We start from the raw sequence: 21,478 nt of genomic DNA on the forward strand, positions 1-21,478 counted from the left end.
AGCTCTTTGCATTTATTTTACAATCAGTTCATCTGCCATAATATAAGCGGCGCCCCCTGCACCAGGGTGGCCGGGTGGGCAGACACGCCTATTCACTGCTACTACTTTTACATACCGCACCGGTTTCCCCTTTCCTTGGGCTGAGAAGACAAGGCGGTACGGCTTTTCTGTTTTTCCTGACTGACCGGCAGTAGCTACAGGCACTTCTTTAAAAACCTGATCAGACCCCGCCACATAGAAGGCAACCTTGGTGGGCAAGAAGATCCAGGAGTTGACATCCTGCAGAAAGGCAATAGAGATTTCCTGTAATGGAATCTCTTTCTCAAGATCTAGAGTAGCTTCTAAATTTTCCTTTTCCACCCCCTGCCAAAAGCCTTTCCTGTAGTCTTCGCCCCCCAATATTCCATCTGTGAGGGCCATTTCCCCTCCTGCCGCATACACAGGATGGTAGCCGTATTTCAAGCCTGCTCTCTTATAAAGGGCCAGATGTTTTTCAAAAGAAGCCTTGGCGGTTTCCCCCAGTTTCTTCCCATTTTTATAAGGAGCAACTTTCACGGTAGTAGAGGTAGAGAACAGAATGGGGCTCCCCTCATATTTTTGGGAGCTCAGGGTTGGCTCTGAACCATTAAGCGAATAATACAGGCTTACCTTCTGCAGACCTGGCTGCAGTGAAAGGGCAAAAGTCTGGGAAGCTGGGGTATAGGTGGGAACAAACTGGACCGGCCAGGTCTCAAAACCATAGTCTACTCCAACCTTATCAAGGTACGGGTAGTGCTGTTGCAGCCTGCGGTGAAAATCAGCAAAGAGATCTGGCTGGGCAGTTTTCCCGTGCCACACGTTTTCAGAAAACGCCAGCAGCCTGGGGAATACCATTTCATCTACCCGCTCTTGTGGCACATCTTCCGTCCAGAGCGCGGCTTCTGCCCCTAGCAGCAGCCGCTGCTCTTCCTTAGACAAGGTTGAAGGGGAAACAGGAGCCTGGTACACTTTCTCCAGGTTGGTGATCCCACTGTTTAAATCGAAATAAAAAAAACTCCGGAAAGAGGTGATGGCAGGCAAGCCTAACTGCAAAGCTTCTTTCAGTTGCTTTTGCCCATGCCACACCTGTACACGCGTGCCTGACGGGGCACCACCTTTCAACACCTCGTCCCAGGCAACGGGCACTTTGTGCAGGTTGGTTAGAATTTGGGAAATCCGATTGGTAAAATACCCTTGCAGAGCTTCTTCATCAGGCAAGTTCTCAGCCCTTATCCGCCCCTGGCATTTAGCACAAACCCGCCAGCGTTCTTTGGGTGCCTCATCTCCCCCTATGTGCAGATATTGCCCCGGAAACAAAGCTGCTACCTCTGTCAGCACATCTTTCAGGAACGCATACGTTTTCTCATTCCCGGCACACAAGATGTCTGGATGCACGCCGGCGGCAGTGGCTACTTCAAAAGGACCACCGGTACAGGATAATTCAGGGTAAGCGGCCAACGCCGCCTGCACATGGCCAGGGGCATCTATTTCAGGAACAACCGTGATGTATCTGGCCCTGGCATACGCTACAATTTCCCTGATATCTGCCTGCGTATAGAAGCCGCCATGCTGCGTGCCGTTGGGCTCAGTACGCCAGGCACCCTTTTGGGTCAAGGCTGGGTATTTTTTAATTTCAATCCGCCAGCCCTGGTCATCTGTGAGGTGCAAGTGCAGCTGGTTGAGTTTGTATAAAGCAAGCAGGTCAATGTACCGCTTGATAAACTCTTTAGACATAAAGCGCCGGCTTACATCCAGCAGCAGCCCCCTCCACTTATAGGCAGGTTCATCTTGTATTTCTCCCCCCGGCAGCCATATTTGGTTTGCCGGTGCATGTAGGTAAGTGAGTTGCCGAAGGGTCTGCGCCGCCCAAAACAAACCTGCAGGGGTTTTCGCCACACATTCTACCTTTCCCCTGGTAATTTGGATCTTGTAGGCTTCAGGGCCTACCTCCAGGTCCGGGTTCAGGCGGAGCGCTATGTAATTGCCCCTGCCCCTTTGCCCCTGCCGTTTTAGTGGCAATTCCTTTCCCAGCTGTTGCCCCAAAACACTGGTCAGATAGTCTGCTATCTGGTTCACCTCTGGCAAAGTGGTCTCTACCACTACAGCGGTTTTACCATTGACCAAGAAAGCCTCGTTCCTTTTGACAACCTTGGCGGGAAGCGGGATCAGCGCCAGACTTTGTGCAGCCCCTGCGGGCACAGATGAAGTCTGGGGGGCACAACCGCTAAAAAACAGCAACAGGCATGCCGCCAACCAATAAGGACTGCGCACCCACTTCCTCCTGATTACCTGCATACGTTCCTTACTTTGCCAAATACGGTTTAACAATCTCTACCCAAAGCTTATAGCCAGCCGGCGTCATATGAATGCCATCTCCAATGTAGAGCTCTGGCCTGGGCTTGCCGTCAGGACCCAGCATAGGCGTGGAGACATCTACAAACTTGACCTTTCTGTGCCACCAGGCATACCGTTTTATCTTCTTGTTGGCTTTTTCTGATTCAGGGTACATGCTCCAGCGGGCTGGGCTGGGTTTGATAGACAAATACACCAGTTCTGTCTTTGGCAGCTCGTCCCTCACTTTTTTGGCGAAGGCCTTGAACTTCTCAAACGTCATGTCTGCATTCTTCCCGCTGGCAATGTCATTGTCACCTGCGTAAAAGAAAATTTGCCTGGGCTGGTACTTTTTAATGATCCGGTCAAAATAATAAACAGCATCCCCTATTCTGGAGCCTCCAAACCCTCTGTTGAGCACAGGTTTATCAGGGAAGTCCTGCCCCACGCTGCGCCAGCCTCTCACAGAAGAGCTTCCAACAAACAGGATTCCTCCGGGGGCCGGCATCTTCAGGCTGTCGCTCTTCTCAAACGCCATGATCTCTTTTTCCCAAATGGTGGGGTTGTCTGGTTTCTGCGCCAGAACAGGAGAAACAGAGCCACAGAAAAAAGTGATCAGTATTCCCCATAAAAGGCCGGGGAAGCGATGGCTTATTGGCTTCAAATTCATAATTGGTTTTGATTAGGATAAAGGGAAGGCTGTTTCTGGCCTGTTTTCTAAAAAACAGGCCAGAAACAACTTTCCCATGATGGTGCTACCTGAGGACAGAGCTTACCGCTTGGTTTTCTTCTCTACCTTCTTAATCTCTTTGGTAAGCTCACAGGCTATTTGCACAAAGCCCAGATCTGTAAGATGGATTCCGTCAACGGTGCCTTCCCCTGATGCCAAAGCCAGGTTCTGGTTAGAAACATAGTGCAGATTCTTGATGCCTGAGGCGGTTAAGGTTTTATAGGCATTCTTCAGATGCTGGTTTTTAGACTTCACCAACCCGGCTACGCGGGTATCTATCCAGCTATGGGCATAGTTGATGTTCTCTACCACCACAATGGGCACTCCTGGTTTTTTCTCCCGCAGCACCTTCACAAATTCAACCACCTTGGGTTCTACCTCCTCTGGCGTCATATTGGGCATACAGTCCAGTACATACATGTTGGCATCTATCTCGGCTAAAAGATGGGCTAACTCCACATCCATCTTTCCGTTCCCGGAGAAGCCCAGGTTGACAACCTCCTGGTGCAGCGTGCGGCCAATAATAGCCGGATACGCCATGCCCGCCCGCGAGGCACAGGCGCCCTGCACTATAGAAGTACCGTAAAACACCAGAGGTTTTTCTTTCTCTGGCTTCACGTCTTGCATAGTGGCGCCCGCCTCTACCCCAATAGAAACCGTATCAACCCCGTCATATAAAGGCAAATACAGCATAAACTCCCGGTCTGCGGCAGGCATGCTGCTCGCAATCACCTCCTCGTTGGATTTACCAGAAGGTTTTCCAACCCCTACCCATTTCCACTCCTGGCCGTTTTTGGCGTAGAGATCCACCCCTTTCACCGCGGTGGGGGCCATGTGGTTAAAGCTGTTATTGGCCCGCACGTTCCAGCGCACCTTGATACTCTTAGAATTCGTTTTAAACTGCACGTAAACCCCGGCAGAATGCTTAGAAAGCTTCCAGACGGTGCCGTGACCATGGTTTCGGCTTTAGCAGGAAGCCGGGTGTAGGACTGGTGCAGTTCTTCCCACCCCAGCCCCTTCAAAGAAAACTTCTGCACATCATGCCAGTCTGTCTTCTCTGCGGCAGGCAGGGCGGCGGGAGCAGAACCCTTGGCCCCACGTTTCAGCGGCCCTCCCTCAGTCATAGAAAAGGCAAGCAGAAAGACCAGTAAGAAGGCCATCAGCTTTCCAGAAGCGGTAGTGTTTATATTAAAAACGTGCATAGTTCAGGGCTACTTCATGTCTACTGGTACAAAAATCAAAGGAGTAGGCAGGCAAGACGCCCCGGGCGGAGAATACGTAAACCTGATGGTTTGCTCCTCGCCATTTGCCGCAGGCGGAAACACCTGAATCAAAATTGCCTCTGGGGCTCGCTTGGTGGTTAAGCGGTCGCTGGGCAACTGCACAATACCGCCCTCAAACTTTCCTTTATCCATCACCATGGTGGCAGCCATACCACCGCACCATTTGTTGTCATCTGCCCGGGAGTTCCAGGTCACCAGGGCCAGGCCCTTCCCGTCAGAGCTTTTCCACTTGAGCTCTACCTCATACATGACCCCGTAGTTACCGGCCAGCCTGGCAATGTGCCCGGTGGTGCTCTCATGCCCGGTAACCCATGGGTCTTTAACGCCATCTGCCACAATCAACTCGGCCGGTCCATTCTTTGTGTCTATGACGTTACTGGCAATCACCTGATAATTGCTCACCCCAAATACCCCGCGGCCCGCACCGCTTTGTGATTTAGGAGGCAGGACATTCGTTATTCTTTTGAGTGCTTGCGGGCCAGAGGTTTTCAAGTCTGTCTGCAGCACGCTCACCTCACCGGGTTGGTCTATTACAAACTCATAGAAGCCGTGCACCAACTCATCATACTTCACCACATTCTTCTCCAGTTTCTCATCAATGGTGATGGCTTCGCCGGGCTTAATGGTTCTGATTTTGCTGTCGCCTTTAGAGGCGAAATAATCTGCCAGGCCTTCTTTCCCTATTTTAAAATAGTTAGTACTGGGCGGCTGGGAGGAGTACTTCAGCATGCGGAGGTGCATCACGCTGGTACCAGTATTCTTAATGACAGCGGTGATTTTACGGTCAATTTTCTGCGGCTCCTTTACCCCGTTCACGTTATACACATACAGCCTGACAGATCCCGGCTGCACTGCCTCTCTGAACGCCACGGCCTCTGGCACCCTGATGTACTCAGGGTCATCAGAGATCAGGTACTGAGGACCGGGCAGCACTATTTTCTGATACTCAATGGGCGCATACTGCTTACCTAGAAAGCCTGGCAGCTCAACCACAGCACCTTGCTTGCTTTTCAACAGCACTTGGTTCAGTTCAGGGGAAAGTGTTTGTGCCTTCGCCAGCAGGGAGGCACACCCAAAGAAGGCCAGAATCAGGAGGGAGCGTTTTTTCATGTTGAAAGTTTTAAAGAGCAGAGACAGCAAGACACATTGAATGCCCAAGCACCAGAGCCTTACCTCTTGTAATTGAGAAATCAGCTCTAGCTTCTATCTTGCCTGCACGTGTTTGTTTGGTTAAATATAGAGAATACTTTTTATTATTAAAAAATATTAAAATGTATTTTCTCTTTTTAATTTATTTAACTCACTCAATTATAACCCGTCTTGCTGCCTGACTTCCTGACCAAGCCTGCTAAGGCTGAACAACCCTCTCCAGATTCCGCTTAAAAATCCAGCTTCTTTAATAGGCTGGAGGCCAGAAGAACGCATTGACGTTAGATACCCTACAAGAGGAGGCTCTCAGGCACCGGCACCGTTTTCTTACTACAGAAGCAGGTTGTCTGTGTGATGGACCCCAGCCGCCATCTTCTCCCTTCCATAATCCATCCTTTTAAAGGGCTGCACCCAGTTTATATTTATTTTTCTGAAGGCCTATGGGTCAAATCAAAAAAACTGTAATTTACTCACTCTTAATCCATTTAATTCAAATAGTTATCCTTTCACACCCCCTTGTATGATAAAACTCTACCGTTCCACTTTCTTCTGGCTTCTCCTGCTCTGCCTCACCCGCACGGGGTTGGCTCAGGAAAACGATGTGCAAGACACCCTGGTTTCTGTGTTTGCCGGGCAGCAGTACCAGTTTCCCTTGAAAAACGCTACCGCCATTGGTATAAAATGCGAAGACTGCTCCCTGCAAGGCGCCTATTTTCTACAGGGCGCAGACACCTTGTGGGTGAAGACAGACCCGCACGCAGATCAATCTGCATTGGTTTCAATTGAGAAAGAAACAGAAAACATTGCCTTCTTTAGCAGCACCGGTGGCTCTATGCAGTTCTTCTTTATCAAAGCCGGCACCGTGAAGGCTGCCAACAGAAAGAAGACAGCCCTGCGCGAGGGCTCGGGAGATTGTGCCTTTGAGGTAGTGCCCACTTCTGTTTGGCGGTTGGGCCTTGCCGCCCCTACCTATACCCGCTCCTTCACCCAAACAAAGCACGTGGCCGTTCACCATGCCGCCGGCTCAAACACCGCCACAGATTACTTTCGGGAAGTCCGGAACATTTACCTCTACCACAGAAATACCAACGGCTGGAGCGACATTGGCTACAACTACCTCATTGCCCCAGACGGCACCATCTTTCAGGGCCGTGACAACCCCACAGGGTCTTTTGATAATGATTATGTCTTTGGCGCCCATCTTTGCTCAAACAACTCTAACGCCATGGGAATTTGCCTTCTAGGGGATTACACCAGCATTCTACCCACCCAGAAGGCCATGGAGTCACTCTACAAGATCATTAAATGGAAAACCCAGAAAGACAACATAGATATCTTTGGCACCACAGAGCACCTCATTGGCCCTTCTGATTACGGCGTAAAACAACAGATGCCCAATGTGCTGGGCCACCGTGATGGCTGCCGCCCCGGGTACACCTCTTGCCCCGGCAACATGCTGTACACTAAAATGGCCGAAATCAGAAGCCAGGCAAGCTCCATCTGCCCCTTAACCACCGGGGTGGCAGAGCTAGGGCTGGACAGCCAGGCCGCCCTTTACCCTAACCCGGCAGCGGGCACTGTCATTAAAGCCCAGTTTGCCTGGTCAACCCTTGCCATTTATACCCTTGGCGGAAAACTGGTGCGCACTACATCCTCTAAAATCAGCCAGGACATCTCCACCCAGGATTTAACAGTAGGCGTGTACGTCTTCCAATTCCAGACCCCTGACTTTGGGAAAGTAGTGCGGCGGGTAGTAATTAACTAAGAGCCTGTCTTCATTTTGATTCTGCAGGTGAATACCATGAGCGTGAGGCCTACTATACCTTTTTAGAATAGGGTAAGAGCAACGCCGCGATGACCATAAAAACTGAGGCAGTTGTCGGCTTTGGGACCGTTCTGGCAGCACCCAAAAGAAAAGCCTGAACTTGTCCTGAAATTCCCACCTGTTTCTGACCTGTTTTCCTGAAAACAGCCCCAAAACAAAACAGCCCTAAAACGGTCTCTCGTTTTAGGGCTGTTTTCTGAAAAGTAAGCCAGAAATAGGTTAGTCCTGCTGCAGGAACGGGTAGCGGTAGTCAACCGGGGGCACAAACGTCTCCTTGATGGTACGGGCGGTGGTCCAGCGCAACAGGTTCAGCATAGAACCGGCTTTGTCGTTGGTCCCGGAGGCGCGGCTTCCGCCGAAAGGCTGCTGCCCAACCACGGCACCCGTGGGCTTGTCATTGATGTAGAAGTTCCCCGCCGAGTGACTCAGCCTCTTGGTAGCCAACTCAATAGCGTAACGGTCATTGGCGAAGATAGCCCCCGTTAAACCGTACGGCGACGTCTCATCTACAATTTTCAGCGTCTCCTCAAACTGGTCTGCCTCATAGACGTGCAGCGTGAGCACCGGCCCGAACAGCTCGTCGCACATGGTCACGTAGTTAGGATCCTGCGCCACAATAATGGTAGGCTCAATGAAATAGCCTTTGCTCTTGTCATATCCGCCGCCGGCAATGATCTCTACCGTGTCATCTTTCTTGGCGGCGTCAATGTAGCGGGCCAGCTTGTCAAAGCTCTTCTCGTCAATCACGGCGTTAATGAAGTTGCTGAAGTCTTCGGGGTCACCCATCTTGAAGGATTTCAGGTCTTCCACCACGTAGCGTTTCACGTCTTCCCAGAGGTTGCTGGGGATGTACGCACGCGAGGCCGCCGAGCATTTCTGCCCCTGAAACTCAAACGCGCCCCGGCTAATGGCCACGGCCACTTCTTTGGCGTTGGCAGATTTATGCGCTACAATAAAGTCTTTCCCGCCGGTTTCGCCCACAATGCGCGGGTAGTTGCGGTAGGTGTTGATGTGCTCGCCAATGGTTTTCCAGATCTGGTTGAAAACGCCCGTGCTGCCCGTGAAATGGATTCCCGCAAAATGGCGGTTCTTGAAGATCACGTCTCCGGCCACCGGACCGTCTACGTACACCAGGTTGATCACACCGTCTGGCAAGCCCGCGGCTTTGAACAGATCCATGATCACCTTAGCGCTGTAAATCTGGGTGTTAGCGGGCTTCCAAACCACCACGTTGCCCATCATGGCCGGTGCGGCAGGCAGGTTGGCGGCAATAGAGGTAAAGTTGAACGGCGTGAGGGCGAAGATGAAGCCTTCCAGCCCGCGGTGCTCCAGGCGGTTCCACATGCCGGGCAGAGACTCAGGCTGCAGCTTGTAGATCTCAGTCATGTACTTCACGTTGAACCTAAAGAAGTCAATCAGCTCACAGGCGGCGTCAATCTCGGCCTGAAACGCGTTTTTTGACTGACCCAGCATGGTAGCGGCGTTCATCCTGGCCCTGAACGGACCGGCCAACAGGTCAGCGGCTTTCAGGAAGATGGCGGCGCGGCTTTCCCACGGCATGTTCGCCCACTGCTCACGCGCGGCCAACGCGGCATCAATGGCCTGCTGCACGTGGCTGGCATCACCGTAATGGTAATGGGCTATCACGCGCTGGTGGTCATGCGGGGGGGTGAAGGGCTGCTTGTTCTCAGTGCGAACCTCCTGGCCGCCAATGTACATGGGAATATCCAGCTGCTGCTCCCGCAGCTCATTATATGCTTGCTGCAGTTCTGCTCTTTCTTTGCTGCCCGGGGCATAGCCCTTCACCGGCTCGTTCACCGGAATAGGAACATTAAAAAATGCGTTGGCCATATGAATGTAGGTTAGATGTCAAAATAAATCAGGTGAGCAAAGGTAAGGCTTTCATGGGGAAAAGGCTAACAGGCGCTAGGCTCCGTTTCTATAACGCCGACGTGCGTTTTTGGCCTGTTTTCCGGAAAACAGCAAAACGCACGTCAAGATTCTTATGCAAAAGCTACACTTCGAACAAAAAGAAAGGCAAGGCCAACCCCGCCTTCTGCAGAATGGGTTTGGCCACATTGAAAACTTTAACGCCCTTTGAGGTCTGGCCCTCTAACGTGCCCACGTGGGCATGGCCATGAAAGCAGGCCACCACATTCTGCCGGTTCAAAGGCTCTGCCAGGCGGGAGCAGCCCAGAAACGGGTGAATGGCATCAGGCTCGCCTACCACGGTGGCTTTGATGGGCGCGTAATGCATGATCGCTATTTTTTTCACATCTGGGTGCTCAGAGTCCAGGCGCGAAAGGGCGCTTTCCAGTTTCAGGGCTTCGTCTACGGCGGTCTGCACAAAGGCTTTGTTTTCGGCCTCGCCGAACATGGAGAGCATGTACTGGTCAAACCCGCCGCCGTAGCCTTTCACCCCGGCAAACCCCACGTTGCCAATCACAATAGAATCTCCGTCTAAGAAATGCACGGTATCTTTCACCAGGGCTTTCCTGATGGCCTGGTGCTCATTCTTGTCATGGTCATGGTTGCCCAGCACGCAGATCACCGGAATGGTGCAGGCCTTCATCTCCTCGCAGAGCACCTCTGCCTCTACCGCATAGCCATGGTCCGTGAGGTCGCCGCACAGCAGCAGCACGTCTGCCTGCTGCGAAGCTGACCTGAAGAAGTCCACCCACTTGCCCTTGTCGGTTTCGCGCACGTGAATATCGCCCACGGCGGCAATCCTGAACGGCCTTGCCGGCTCTTGCGGCACGCCGGGCTGCTCAGAAACCATTTGCTGCGGATGCTGCTGCGGCTGCGCCGATGCTGGGGGGACCGGCTGCAGGGTGTTCACGGGTTGCGGGTTGGTGAGGGGCTGTTGTTCCATTCTAGTTTAGATTTTAGACGCTAGACTGCAGATGTTACACATCTTTGACAGACATAGAATACGTTCTATGGATAGGTGTTGGTTTAAAAAAGTCTTTCCTCCCTTTCTGGGAGGCGTATTGAAAAAATCCCCCTTGCCCGCAAAAGGCGAGCGAGGGGGATTTTTCATATAGCATCACTCAAAGCAAAGCACCAGTTATTTCCTTACAGCATAACCAACCTCTACAACCTGGCTTCTACCTTCTTGCGTCTCTTTAAATAGTTACACTGGTGATGGCTTTGAAGCCCCACTCAGTCACCGCCGGCGCGTACTGGGTCTGGTCAAAGAGCAGGCCACGGCACACTTTCTCCGTAGGGGGGGGCATGTCAAACTGTTCTTTGGCACGCAGCAGCAACTCGTCAAAAATGTCTCTGGGAATAATGTCGCGCTCAGACGGGTACACAAACTGAAACGACATGAACTGGGCCAGCAGCAGGTGCCAGTGGTGCTCCAGGGTTTCAAAAATACGGCGCCAGTTCATCTTGTCACCGTAGCGCAGAATGAGGTGGTTCAGGTCTGAGCCGTCATAGCGTTCCCGGTTCTGCACGTAGATTTTGCACTTGAACAGGTCCTCGGCCGAAATATATTTCACGGGTACCCCGAACTCTGTGCCCTCTGTTGTGTGACGGTACCAGTTGTCATTCACGGGGGTAAAGCTGCCAGGGTTGTTGAAGATAAAGTCAACGTATTTGCCGTCTTTGAACGCCTTGGCCAGCCAGCGGGCATCTACCAGCTCGGTCTCAAAGCCTTCATCTGCAAACAGCTTGAGCAGGCGCGGGCAGTCGCCGGCGGTGCAGAACACATCCATGTCTTTCATGGCCCGCTGCATGCCGGTGTATTGGCGCAACGCGAAGCCGCCGCCCATCATAAACGGCAAACCGCTCTCGTGCAGCATTTTCAATGCCTGCGGATAAAACTCCAAGGCCACCTCTGGGGCCATATCATCCAGTTCCATATGTATATCTTGTTTTGAAAAGTAGAAGAAAACGCCGCCGTTCTGGCCGCGCCGCCACCCGCTTTTCTTTGGCATACGCCGCAGGGCCGCAGCCGGTTAGAGCAAGTGGTATAGCATTTACTGAATCCTTGGAAAAATGTTATCCCAGAAAGGCGCGGCAGCGGCAGAAAACTGTGAGATTCCTGTTTTCGGGCTGTTTTTCTGAAAAAAGGTCAAAAACAGGAATCTGGCTTACAGACTCTAGTTGCGCTGGGATCTATGTGTTTAAAACGAACTTATTTTCTGACAATTGTTTTTCTCAATTGCAATTTCTGTGTGTTTGTCAGGGGCAAGCGTGCTCTGGCACAACTTTCTTTTTTCCTGCATCTGCCTAATCTTCTGTTCACCAGTTGGCAAACAGACTTACTATACAGCTAAGAAATATCCTTTTCTATATAATTCTCAATTAGTTGGGCAGTAAATTTTATTTATAGAAACATGTCAAAAACTCCCTTAATCGCTTTCAGCGGAAGGATATTTTCTTTTTATTTGCTGTAATTATACGTATAAATACGGTTTAACTTACTGCACTACCACTATCATAAGTTATTGATTATAAAATTATTAAGCCTTCTCTTATTCAGAAATAAGCAACTTTAACTTTCTTTCGCCGTCACTCCCCCACCTCGGCAGATTACCCTTGGCGCACAGAACTGTGTACTGTCTGCGCGCCCTAAAACTTTACCATCTGGACCGGTAACTCCGCGAGGAACTACCTTTTCAGTTTTCTAATATACATCTATTACCGTTGGCCCAACCTCGTGGTTTTGACTTTCGAGTGTTGGCCGGCATTGCATGACCACCCTTATTCTTCAACACCACCAACCCCTACCCTTTATGAAACAGCTCTACCCCCGTTTCCTTTGCTTATTTCTGTTCGCTTTCCTGTTGTTAGGTAGCGTGCCAGCGCTTGCGTACAATTGGTTTTATGAGATCTATCACAATAAAGCCGAGGGCAGAATTTACCTAAAAGTGGCAGTACAAGAATATGATTGTCTGGTCTGTGATGACAACTGGTTAAGTGACCTGGATATTGATTACAGCCTGGATGGAGGCGCCACCTATTCCAACATTTTACGCGATGCCCAAAAAGATAATCGGCGGATGGGCGCCTCTAATAATGGCTGGATTGTCAACAATGGCACTAGCGGAAATGATGATTATTCTTTTCAACATTATTACATCAACGTGCCAGATTCATGGTTAGGTAAAACAGTAAAAATAAGATCCCATTATTACTGGGGTGATAAAGATGATGTATCTGGCGACAAATATAATGACTTTACCATTGATGGCCTGGCCACGCCCACCATTGCCGCCTCTAGCTCCAACGGTGAACAAACCACTTTAAGCCTCAACTGGAACAATATTTCAGACAACGGGTACGGTTCTGGGCAGATTAAATATGAGATCATTCGTAACGGAGCATACCTGGCAACTGTGAACCATGGCACCACCAGCTATGTAGACAATACTGCCGCTGATAGAACCAAATACAACTACAAGATACGGGTTAGGGTACACTATACGGTAGGCTCTAGATCAAATACTATAGACGGTCCGGAAAAGCAAGTCTGGAAAAACCCCAGAATGGTGTTGAACAGAACCCAAAACCCCTGTGAGGCTGGGGTTACCTTAACCTGGACCAAGCCCAACTTAGACGCCACCTATAGTTACATTATTAAACGTAGTAGTAGTGCCAACTTCTTAGATGATGCCACCGAATTCTCAGTGCGGGACATCAACCAGGAAACCTACAAAGACAACACAGACCTTGAGCATAACAAGAGTTACTATTATAAGATATTAGTTATACGCTCAGACAGAACGGAAATCACCGCTTTAACTTCTGCGGCCATAAACCTTACCACAGTGCTTACCCCCGCCGCACCAGTGCTTGCTACGCCGGTAAAGGTGAGTGCAGACAAGTACACCGTTTCCTGGCCAAACTACAACTGCTCTAATGTTTCTGGTTTTGAATTGGTATATACTACCTTTCAAGGCAATCTGGAAGGGGTAGAGAAACGGGTTACTTTGGCCGCTAACATTAGCAGCTACACGCTAGAGGGACTTCGTTCTTGCCATACGTACAAAGTGAAGGTATATGCGCTTAACAGGTACCAGCAAAAGACCGTCAGCAACCTGGTTTCTATCACCATTTCAGAAACCATAGAAAATGCCTTCGCCCTGAGCACGACAGACAGGCAAGACCAGAGCCACGCCTTCTACAACCATGATTACAAGTTCAAAGCCTCTAAGGGTTTTTACACCAATTACATTCAGTTGCAGTGGGACGCTCTCTACAAAAGTACGATCCAGAGCTATGACATTTACCGCCGCATTGCTGACAACGGCACCGCCTTTGAGTTGGTAAAAGTAATTGAAGGAGGCAGCGCCACTATCTGGACCGATGAGTTCACTGAATCAAACACTATTTATGAATATAAAATAGTGGGCAACGCGCCCTGTGACGGGCAAATCATCAATACGGCACCGGCGTATGCCTTAGGGTTTAGAGCACCATTTGGCACCATCAACGGTAAGGTTTCCTTTGAAGGGGGCCAAGGCGTAGAAAACGTGCAGGTAAGGGTGCGGAGCAGTGATGGCCAATCAGGCAAGTCCATCCGGTTTACAAACACTACCTCCAGTATTGACATTGCGGCCTCGGCTGTTTTTGTCCCCAGCCAGAAAGGCTGGAGTTTTGAGGCTTGGCTGCGCCCAGATGACGCCAATGCGAATTTTGTGCTTTGGGACCATCTGGCAGACGGGAAAGGCATTAAACTGGCGTATGTCAACAGGGAGTTTGTGTTAACCTCTGGCACCGAGGAACGGAAGATCACGCCGGGCACCCTGTTCAAATCAAATGAGTTCAGCCATGTGTCAGTGAGTATTGACGCCACCACCCTAGATGTGGTATGGGCTATCAATGACTCTGTATTTGCTGAACAGAAATTAGTGAATGGGCTTATACGGCACTCCAATAACAACCTTCCGCTTTTTGTGGGGAACAGCCGCACCAAAGACCAAGGGTTTAAAGGCGTGATAGATGAGATCAGGCTTTGGTCTATCCCGCATACCGGAGCCCAGTTCAAGCGCAACCACAACAGATTCCTGGTAGGCAACGAGACGGGCTTGATGGCTTACTGGAAAGCCGATGAAGGATTTGGGAACTATGCTTTTGACGGTTCAAGGGTAGACAAAAAATACAATGAAAACCACGCCCAAATAAAGGGCAGTTACGAGTGGTCTACCATTATCCCTTCTGAGAACCAACTGGCCAACGTAGCCTACACAGATGCCAAAGGTGATTACAAAATGACCGGGATCCAGTTCAGGGGTTCAGGCGAAGCCTTTGAGATTACCCCAATGCTGGGCGTGCATAAGTTTGACCCAACCTCCATGCAAATCTTTATTGGAGAGGGTTCCCTGAGCCACAATGGCAAAGACTTTAAAGATGTGTCTTCCTTCATCGCCAAAGGCACCGTTTACTATAAAGACAATTCTTTCCCGGTACAGGGTGTGCAGGTTCTGGTAGACGGCAAAGCCATTATCAGTTCTGAGAATACCCCGGTCATGACCAATGCCTTGGGAGAATTTGAAGCCCAGGTACCTATTGGCAAGCACACGCTCTCTTTCGTTAAAAACGGCCACATTTTTGAGAACGGGTACTGGCCCGCTAAAAATGTAACCCATGATTTCCAGGAACACCTGAGAGGCCAATTAGAAATCATAGATACCACCAAAGTCTTGCTGAAAGGCAGAGTGGCCGGCGGACAGGTAGAAGAAGCCAAACCGTTGGGCATGGGTTTATCGGTTAACAACATAGGGCAAGCTTTGATCACGCTTGAGCCAGAGAAAGGCGGCTATTATGACTCAACAAAAACCGCTAATCACAGGGTGTTAGAATTCACCACCAATCTGGCTACCGGCGAATTTGAAGGCTGGGTGATTCCAGAACGTTTTATCATTAAGAAAGTAGAAACTGTTAAAGCCAAAACTGACGGTTCCAGATACACGTTCCCAGAACAGGCCGTCCTGGATTTAAGCTTACCGGTACAGAGTTTCACCTGGGATTACCGCCTCAATGACAAAGGGGTAAAAGTAGACTCTGCCAAGTACCATTTCGCCAAAAAAATCACGCTGCATACGCCTGCCCAATGGGCTATCAACAATGGGGATTTAATTGGAGAGACGTCTATGAAACTGAGTGAGACTGGCCCTGAGATTGACCTTTCTTCCAAGCCTTTTGGCGCGCCTATCCTCAGAATGAACACGCAGTACGCTTTCCCGCTCAGTTTCTTTGAAGAGTATGAAAACGCCGATGACAAAAGCATTTCTAAAGTAGCCATTACCAATGCTACCATCAGCTTGAATAATAACTGGAAGGCCGGGCCAGCCCGGGAAGACCTGGTTTTGAACAACCAACAAGGCATTCTAAATTATACCTTCAGGGCGGGTGCCCCTAACTTAACGGGTTCATTCACTCATAATTTATCTGCCACCATTAAGATTAGTGACCAAGCCCCTATCACCTTCCCTGCAGTATCTGCCTATATTTTAGGTGAAATTACCTCTGGTGCCGGTTTCCTAACCAAAGGCCCAGATGTAGTAGAGTTTGTATTGCGTGACCCACCTGGAACCGGCAGTTACGCCTTCTTAAGCAAAGGCTCTTCTACCACTAAGAAAATGTCTGTTAGCAGAACAAATGGCAGTACTCAGGAAATAAACCCTACCCTCCATTTAGGAACGAAAGCAACTTTAGGCACAGGTTTGGGAGTATTTTTGGTTACAGAGAGTGAAGCCAAAGCCCAGGTATCTAATGAGGAAATCATAAGTGAATCCCATAACAAGGAAGGGGAGTTCGTTGAAACCATTGAGATAGGCGAAGGCTGGGAAACCAGTTCCAGCCCAGACATGGTGGGCAGCATGGCAGACTTGTTTGTGGGCAAGGCCATGAACTTCATTATAGGCAAGACAGAGAACCTGGAACTTTTACCGTTAGAGGGTGCTTTTGCCCAACTGCCTCGTTCCCAAAACACCTTTACCTATCAAGGCAAAGAATACGCCTTGGTGAGAAGACAAGGAATTGCCGCCGCCCAGGACAATTTCAGTACGCGGTTCATGTACACGCAGCACCACATAGAGAACACGCTTATCCCAGAATTGAAGAAATTCAGGAACAACCTGTTCACCCGTGGCGATGGGGTATATGTCTCTAAACAACCCAAGGAATCAGAGAACTACGGTGCTGATAATTACGATGAACAAGCATTCCCTTCTTCCTTTCTTGCAAAATCATCTGAGGGTGTAGCTTCCCGGGGCCAATATACAGGCCCAAGCTACACCTTTAACCCCAAAAAAAGCACCGACCCGGACTCTGTCTATTTAATTAATCAGCAGATCAAGCTTTGGGAGAAAACCTTGCGGGACAATGAGAAAAACAAGCTTGATGCCAAGACCATTGGTTCAAAGGCAGATAACGTCTCTTATGACGGAGGTACCAATTACACATGGGAAAAAAGCCTGAGTTCAGAATGGGGAATTGCTAATACGTTTGAAGTAACCGCTGATGCCTCTTTAGAACTGGTAACTGGGTACCAGTTCAACAAATTTGGGATAGAGATGCGGGTAAAGGCAGAATATAACCATTCATCCACAAGTACTACCGGAGATTTTGAGGGCAGGAACCTGAAGTTTGGGTATGTCTTGTCTGACGGCGACAAAGGCGATTACTACAGTGTAGATGTCATAGATCCTTCCAAAATAACCTTTACTACGAATACGGAAGGCCAAGTAAACTGGGAAGATTATTATGACCTGGAAAAAGGACAGAAAGACCATAAAAATGGCTTCTACTCCCCCATGTTCTATACCCGCGGTGGTGTTACTTCTTGCCCTTATGAAGGAGAAGAAGTGACTAAGTATTACCAGCCAGGCAAAACCTTAAACGCCGCTACCATGCAGCGCGAGAAACCGCAGCTCTTGGTAGAGAATGCCAGCGTATCTGGCGTACCGGAAACCAACGCGGCTGTTTTCCGCCTGAAATTGCAGAACAACAGCGAGTCTGAAGAAGACATGTGGTATGGCATTCAGCTAGATGAAGCCTCCAATAAAGATGGGGCTATCTTACAAATTGATGGTTCGTCCCCTAACAGAGCATTCAATGTGCCTTACGGTAAAACTGTTGAGAAAATACTCACCGTGAGAAAAGGGCCTGGCGCCGTGTATGAATACAAAGACCTGGGTATTATCCTGGCCTCTTTGTGTCAGCCAGAGGAAATCGCGGACACCGTCAGGGTTTCGGCTTATTTTGAGCCCGCCTGTACACCGGTAACCATGCTATCTCCTTTAAACAATTGGTTGGCAAATGTAGACTCTAAGGGGGTGGTGCCTATTCAGGTAAGCGGGTATGACATTAACATGGGTACGTTTGTAAGCGTAGAGTTACAATACAAATCTTCCGCCTCTAACACGTGGGCCACTATACAGTCTTATTACAACCACATAGATGATTATAACGCGGCCCTTGATAAAGGGGAGCCCGCTGCTTTGATAGACGGTAAAACCACCCTTACGTACTCCTGGAACATAGCAGACTTACCAGACCGGAACTATGAACTCAGAGCCAAGTCTACCTGCGCCGATGGTTCGGTGGCATACTCTGAGGTGAAGTTGGGCTTGAAAGATGCTACCCCGCCTTTGGTTTTCGGCACACCGCAGCCCGCAGACGGTATTCTTTCTCCCAATGACGAGATCATGATCCAGTTTGCTGAGCCCCTTGAGGCCGGTCTGATCACCAAAGCCAACATCAACGTAACGGGCGTATTGAATGGTTCTAACCGGGCACATGGCAGCTTCCTGAAATTTGACGGGCAGCAAGCCTCGGTGCGTATTCCAGATGGTGTGCGCTTAGATGACCGGTCTTTCACGGTAGAGTTCTGGGCCAGAAATGCCCCGGCCACCGGAGATCGGGTAGTGATTGCGCAGGGCGAAGGAGACCAAATGCTACACATCGGGTTTGACGCCGCCGGCAGACTGTACACAGAATGGAACGGCCTGCCAAGGGTAACCGCTAACAGAGCCCTTGCCGCCAACACCTGGCACCATTACGCCATCAGTTTTGACTTGGCCAGTAGCCGCTTGAACCTCTATGGCAATGATGAGAGCCTGGCAGAACAAAACCAAGCCAGCAAATTTGAAGGATCGGGTTCTATGTTAATCGGGAAAACAGCCGCTGGCGCCAAACTCTATGCAGGTGACCTGTATGCCCTGCGTACCTGGGACATCTATAAGAGCCGTGACGAAGTATATGCCCTACAGTCAAAGAACCTAAACGGGACCGAACGGGGCCTTACCGGCTGCTGGCCCATGGATGACCTGAAAGGAACCGGGGTGAGAGACCTGGCCCGGGCGCTGCACGGTATCTCTACCGCACAATGGGTAGCCGAGCCTGCCTCCCATGCCGTTCAGCTTACTGGCAACGGCTATCTAACCGTACCCAGCGGCCATACTCCTATTACCAAAAACGCAGACTTTACCCTGGAATTCTGGTTGAAAGCCGGGGCTAGCGCCCGTGAGACTTCTTTGTTTTCTGCTGCCCTCCCTAACACGGATATGAAATGGTCTTTAGACCTTGACAACAAAGGCAGCCTATTCCTGAGAAACCATGAACTGTTATTCAAAGGAATTGACAATGATGTGTTGGATGACAAATGGCACCATATTGCCATGGTGGCAGACCGCAGAGGCAACTTGTCTTTCTACTTAGACGGTGAACTCAAAAACTCCAGAAGAGCAGATGCTCTCACCAGATTAACTGCTGACAAACTGTACTTTGGGGTGCGCTATGATGCCTTCTCAGACGCCAACGGCACGCCACAGACTACACTCACCCGCCACTTTAAAGGCAACCTGGACGAGATAAGGCTATGGAATTCCGCCAGAAGCGCAGAGCAGCTCAACAGGTCTATCCATAAAAAGCAGCCAGACAATCTGCCTGATTTGCAAATTTACCTTCCGTTTGAGGCTTACCAGAATAACAGCGGGGTCATGTTGTCTACGACTTCTGCCAAGGAACAAAGTGGTAAAACCAAAGACGTGTCTGCTACTTTTACCAGCGCTTCTTTCACCTCAGAATCACCGTTGATTGACCGGCCACAGCCGCAGCAGAAAGTTGATTTCACCTACGTGATTAACCAGGACAAGATTCTGATCACGCTCAATGAACCTGCACCGTTGGTAGAGAAGACCATTCTGGACATTACCGTGAACGGAATCATGGACAAGAACAGCAATGCCATGCAGGGGTCTAAAACGTGGTCGGTGTTTATAGACAAGAACCAGGTGAAGTGGGCAGATTCGCGCCGCCAGTTTGAGAAAGAACTCTACAAAGGGCTCACCTTTGAGGTAGACATTGTCAACCAGGGCGGCTCTCAGCAGAACTTCAGCATTGAAGGACTGCCTGGCTGGCTTACGGCCGTGCCTGCCTCTGGCATTATTGAACCCAACAGCCGCAAAACCATCAAGATCACGGTAGAAGAAAGCCTGAACATTGGCAACTACAGCAAAGACCTGTACTTGCGCACGGGTTTTGGGTATGATGAAAAACTGGCCCTGGATCTGAAAGTATTCGCCGTTCCGCCGAAGTGGGTGGTCAACCCGTCTAACTTTGACAAGTCTATGAGCGTGACAGGGATGGTGAAAATAAACGACCGCTTCTCTACCAACGCAGATGACAAAGTTGTAGCCTTGGCAAACGGCGAAGTACGGGGCGTGGCGCAACTCCGGTACGTGGCGGGCTATGACCGCTACATGTTCTTCATGGATGTGTATGGCAACGTGAACGAAACCGAGAAGGTGAAATTCAATATCTGGAACGCCAGCCTGGGCGTAGTACACACAGACGTCACCCCTGCCCAACTCACGTTCCGGGATGGCGAAGTGTACGGGACCCCGGCACAGCCCCAAATCTTGACGGCTTCCAATGAAGTGTACCAAGACATCGCCCTCAAGAAAGGCTGGAACTGGATTTCCTTCAACGTGAACGTTAACCAAAAGCCCATTGAAACCGCCTTTGACCCTGCCCTCCTGAACCGGAACAGCGTTTTAATGGCCGAAAATTGGTTTGCAGAGTACTCGGCAGGCATGTGGTCTCCGCCGGGTAAAACCCTCAGCAACGCAACCAGTTACTTACTGCGAGCCGATGCCGCCGCCCAACTTACCATGAAAGGCGGATTGCTGAACACGGCCAATGAACCTATCACCCTAAAAGAAGGCTGGAACTGGGTAGGCTATACGCCACAGGCCAGTATGCCGGTGAAAGATGCCTTGGCCAGTGCTATTCTAAACCCTGGCGATATTATTAAAGGGCAAACCGGTTTTGCCATTTATGACACCTACATGGGGTGGGTAGGCAGTTTGTCTTACCTGAAGAGCGGGGAAGGCTACCGGGTAAAATCTTCTAAAACCCAAAACATCACCTTCACTTACCCGAAAGCCTCTGTCAACTCTGGCGGCAGAACGGGCCAGACCGAGCAGGAAAAAGCGTTTGCAGCTACCAATCAGTTCTTCAGTATCCTGGTGCAGCCTACCCAGTTCCGGCACAATATGTCTCTGCTGGCACAAATTGACTCAGACCAAATACTACCCGGTTCTGTGATCATGGCCACCAACGCCAATGGGCAGCAGGTAGGCTGGGGCATAGGCCAGGAGTTGGGTGACAAGGTGGTTTTCTTTATTACCTTATTTGGAGACCAGCCGCAGCAAGAGCTTTCTTTTGCTTACTATGATGCCCAAGGCAAACAGCTGATAGGGTTACAGGAGAAAGTAACGTTCAGGCCTGACCAGACACAAGGTTCCTTAGCCGCTCCGTTTAAGTTCAGCACTTCCGGAGAGCTCAAAACCCAAGTACGTCTTACGTCTTTCGCCCAGGTGTTCCCTAACCCATTCTCAGAAAAAGTAACCATTGTTTGGGCTAACACGCCTGACCAGGAAACTACTCTGGAACTCTATGACTTGGCCGGCCACAAAGTAGCCACCCTCTGGAAAGGCAGCCAATCTGCAGAGACCGGCACATTTGTCTGGGAACAGCAAACCCAACCTGTAGCAGCCGGCATGTATCTGCTTCGCGTTACCCACGGGTCTAAACAAGAGATCATTAAAGTAGTGAAGTGGTAACGCAACCTGCCTCCAACAAGCTCAATTGATATACCAACCACCTGTCCCCCAGTAGCCTATT

The 21,478-nt window shown here is 50.1% G+C and carries 9 protein-coding genes and 1 pseudogene; 2 read left to right on the forward strand and 8 right to left on the reverse strand.

Annotated features, from left to right (window positions below; all coding sequences use genetic code 11):
- Positions 1-12: 12 nt before the first annotated feature.
- From A8O25_RS05010 to A8O25_RS05025, 5 genes and pseudogenes are all read right to left on the reverse strand, one after another.
- Entirely contained in the window at positions 13-2,313 is a 2,301-nt protein-coding gene (locus A8O25_RS05010; protein WP_082893452.1) for a beta-N-acetylhexosaminidase, read from the reverse strand.
- Positions 2,314-2,320: 7 nt separating this feature from the next.
- A complete protein-coding gene (locus A8O25_RS05015) occupies positions 2,321-3,019 on the reverse strand; it encodes an SGNH/GDSL hydrolase family protein (protein ID WP_066831711.1) in 699 nt (232 codons plus the stop codon).
- A gap of 102 nt (positions 3,020-3,121) precedes the next feature.
- Complete coding sequence (locus tag A8O25_RS05020) at positions 3,122-3,706, reverse strand: SGNH/GDSL hydrolase family protein (protein ID WP_277620006.1); 585 nt, start codon at positions 3,704-3,706, stop codon at positions 3,122-3,124.
- A 12-nt stretch (positions 3,707-3,718) separates the two neighbouring features.
- Positions 3,719-4,012: pseudogene (locus tag A8O25_RS24045) on the reverse strand (SGNH/GDSL hydrolase N-terminal domain-containing protein); the annotation flags it as partial.
- A 278-nt stretch (positions 4,013-4,290) separates the two neighbouring features.
- Positions 4,291-5,472 carry a copper amine oxidase gene (locus tag A8O25_RS05025; protein ID WP_153042598.1) on the reverse strand — a complete coding sequence of 394 codons (1,182 nt, stop codon included), beginning with the start codon at positions 5,470-5,472 and terminating at the stop codon, positions 4,291-4,293.
- Positions 5,473-6,031: 559 nt separating this feature from the next.
- Here A8O25_RS05025 and A8O25_RS05030 point away from each other — a divergent pair.
- Positions 6,032-7,276 (forward strand): N-acetylmuramoyl-L-alanine amidase, encoded by a 1,245-nt coding sequence (locus A8O25_RS05030; RefSeq protein ID WP_066831713.1) that lies wholly within the window; start codon positions 6,032-6,034, stop codon positions 7,274-7,276.
- Positions 7,277-7,555: 279 nt separating this feature from the next.
- Here the strand turns inward: A8O25_RS05030 and pruA are convergent, their stop codons facing one another.
- The 3 genes from pruA to A8O25_RS05045 form a co-directional block, all read right to left on the reverse strand.
- Positions 7,556-9,187 carry an L-glutamate gamma-semialdehyde dehydrogenase gene (gene pruA, locus A8O25_RS05035; protein WP_066831715.1) on the reverse strand — a complete coding sequence of 544 codons (1,632 nt, stop codon included), beginning with the start codon at positions 9,185-9,187 and terminating at the stop codon, positions 7,556-7,558.
- Positions 9,188-9,350: 163 nt separating this feature from the next.
- Positions 9,351-10,208 carry a metallophosphoesterase family protein gene (locus A8O25_RS05040; RefSeq protein ID WP_241498938.1) on the reverse strand — a complete coding sequence of 286 codons (858 nt, stop codon included), beginning with the start codon at positions 10,206-10,208 and terminating at the stop codon, positions 9,351-9,353.
- Between the two features lie 253 nt (positions 10,209-10,461).
- Positions 10,462-11,202 (reverse strand): nucleotidyltransferase, encoded by a 741-nt coding sequence (locus tag A8O25_RS05045; RefSeq protein ID WP_066831810.1) that lies wholly within the window; start codon positions 11,200-11,202, stop codon positions 10,462-10,464.
- Positions 11,203-12,213: 1,011 nt separating this feature from the next.
- Between A8O25_RS05045 and A8O25_RS05050 the strand changes: the two genes are divergently transcribed.
- Complete coding sequence (locus A8O25_RS05050; protein WP_161947699.1) at positions 12,214-21,417, forward strand: LamG-like jellyroll fold domain-containing protein; 9,204 nt, start codon at positions 12,214-12,216, stop codon at positions 21,415-21,417.
- Positions 21,418-21,478: the final 61 nt, after the last annotated feature.

This window comes from Rufibacter ruber, assembly GCF_001647275.1.
Lineage (GTDB): Bacteria > Bacteroidota > Bacteroidia > Cytophagales > Hymenobacteraceae > Nibribacter > Nibribacter ruber_C.

Excerpts from the sequence above, each read along its gene's own strand:
- A8O25_RS05010 (WP_082893452.1), bottom strand. The coding sequence starts at position 2,313 with ATGCAGGTAATCAGGAGGAAGTGGGTGCGCAGTCCTTATTGGTTGGCG.
- A8O25_RS05015 (WP_066831711.1), bottom strand. The coding sequence starts at position 3,019 with ATGAATTTGAAGCCAATAAGCCATCGCTTCCCCGGCCTTTTATGGGGA.
- A8O25_RS05020 (WP_277620006.1), bottom strand. The coding sequence starts at position 3,706 with ATGCAAGACGTGAAGCCAGAGAAAGAAAAACCTCTGGTGTTTTACGGT.
- A8O25_RS05025 (WP_153042598.1), bottom strand. The coding sequence starts at position 5,472 with ATGAAAAAACGCTCCCTCCTGATTCTGGCCTTCTTTGGGTGTGCCTCC.
- A8O25_RS05030 (WP_066831713.1), top strand. The coding sequence starts at position 6,032 with ATGATAAAACTCTACCGTTCCACTTTCTTCTGGCTTCTCCTGCTCTGC.
- pruA (WP_066831715.1), bottom strand. The coding sequence starts at position 9,187 with ATGGCCAACGCATTTTTTAATGTTCCTATTCCGGTGAACGAGCCGGTG.
- A8O25_RS05040 (WP_241498938.1), bottom strand. The coding sequence starts at position 10,208 with ATGGAACAACAGCCCCTCACCAACCCGCAACCCGTGAACACCCTGCAG.
- A8O25_RS05045 (WP_066831810.1), bottom strand. The coding sequence starts at position 11,202 with ATGGAACTGGATGATATGGCCCCAGAGGTGGCCTTGGAGTTTTATCCG.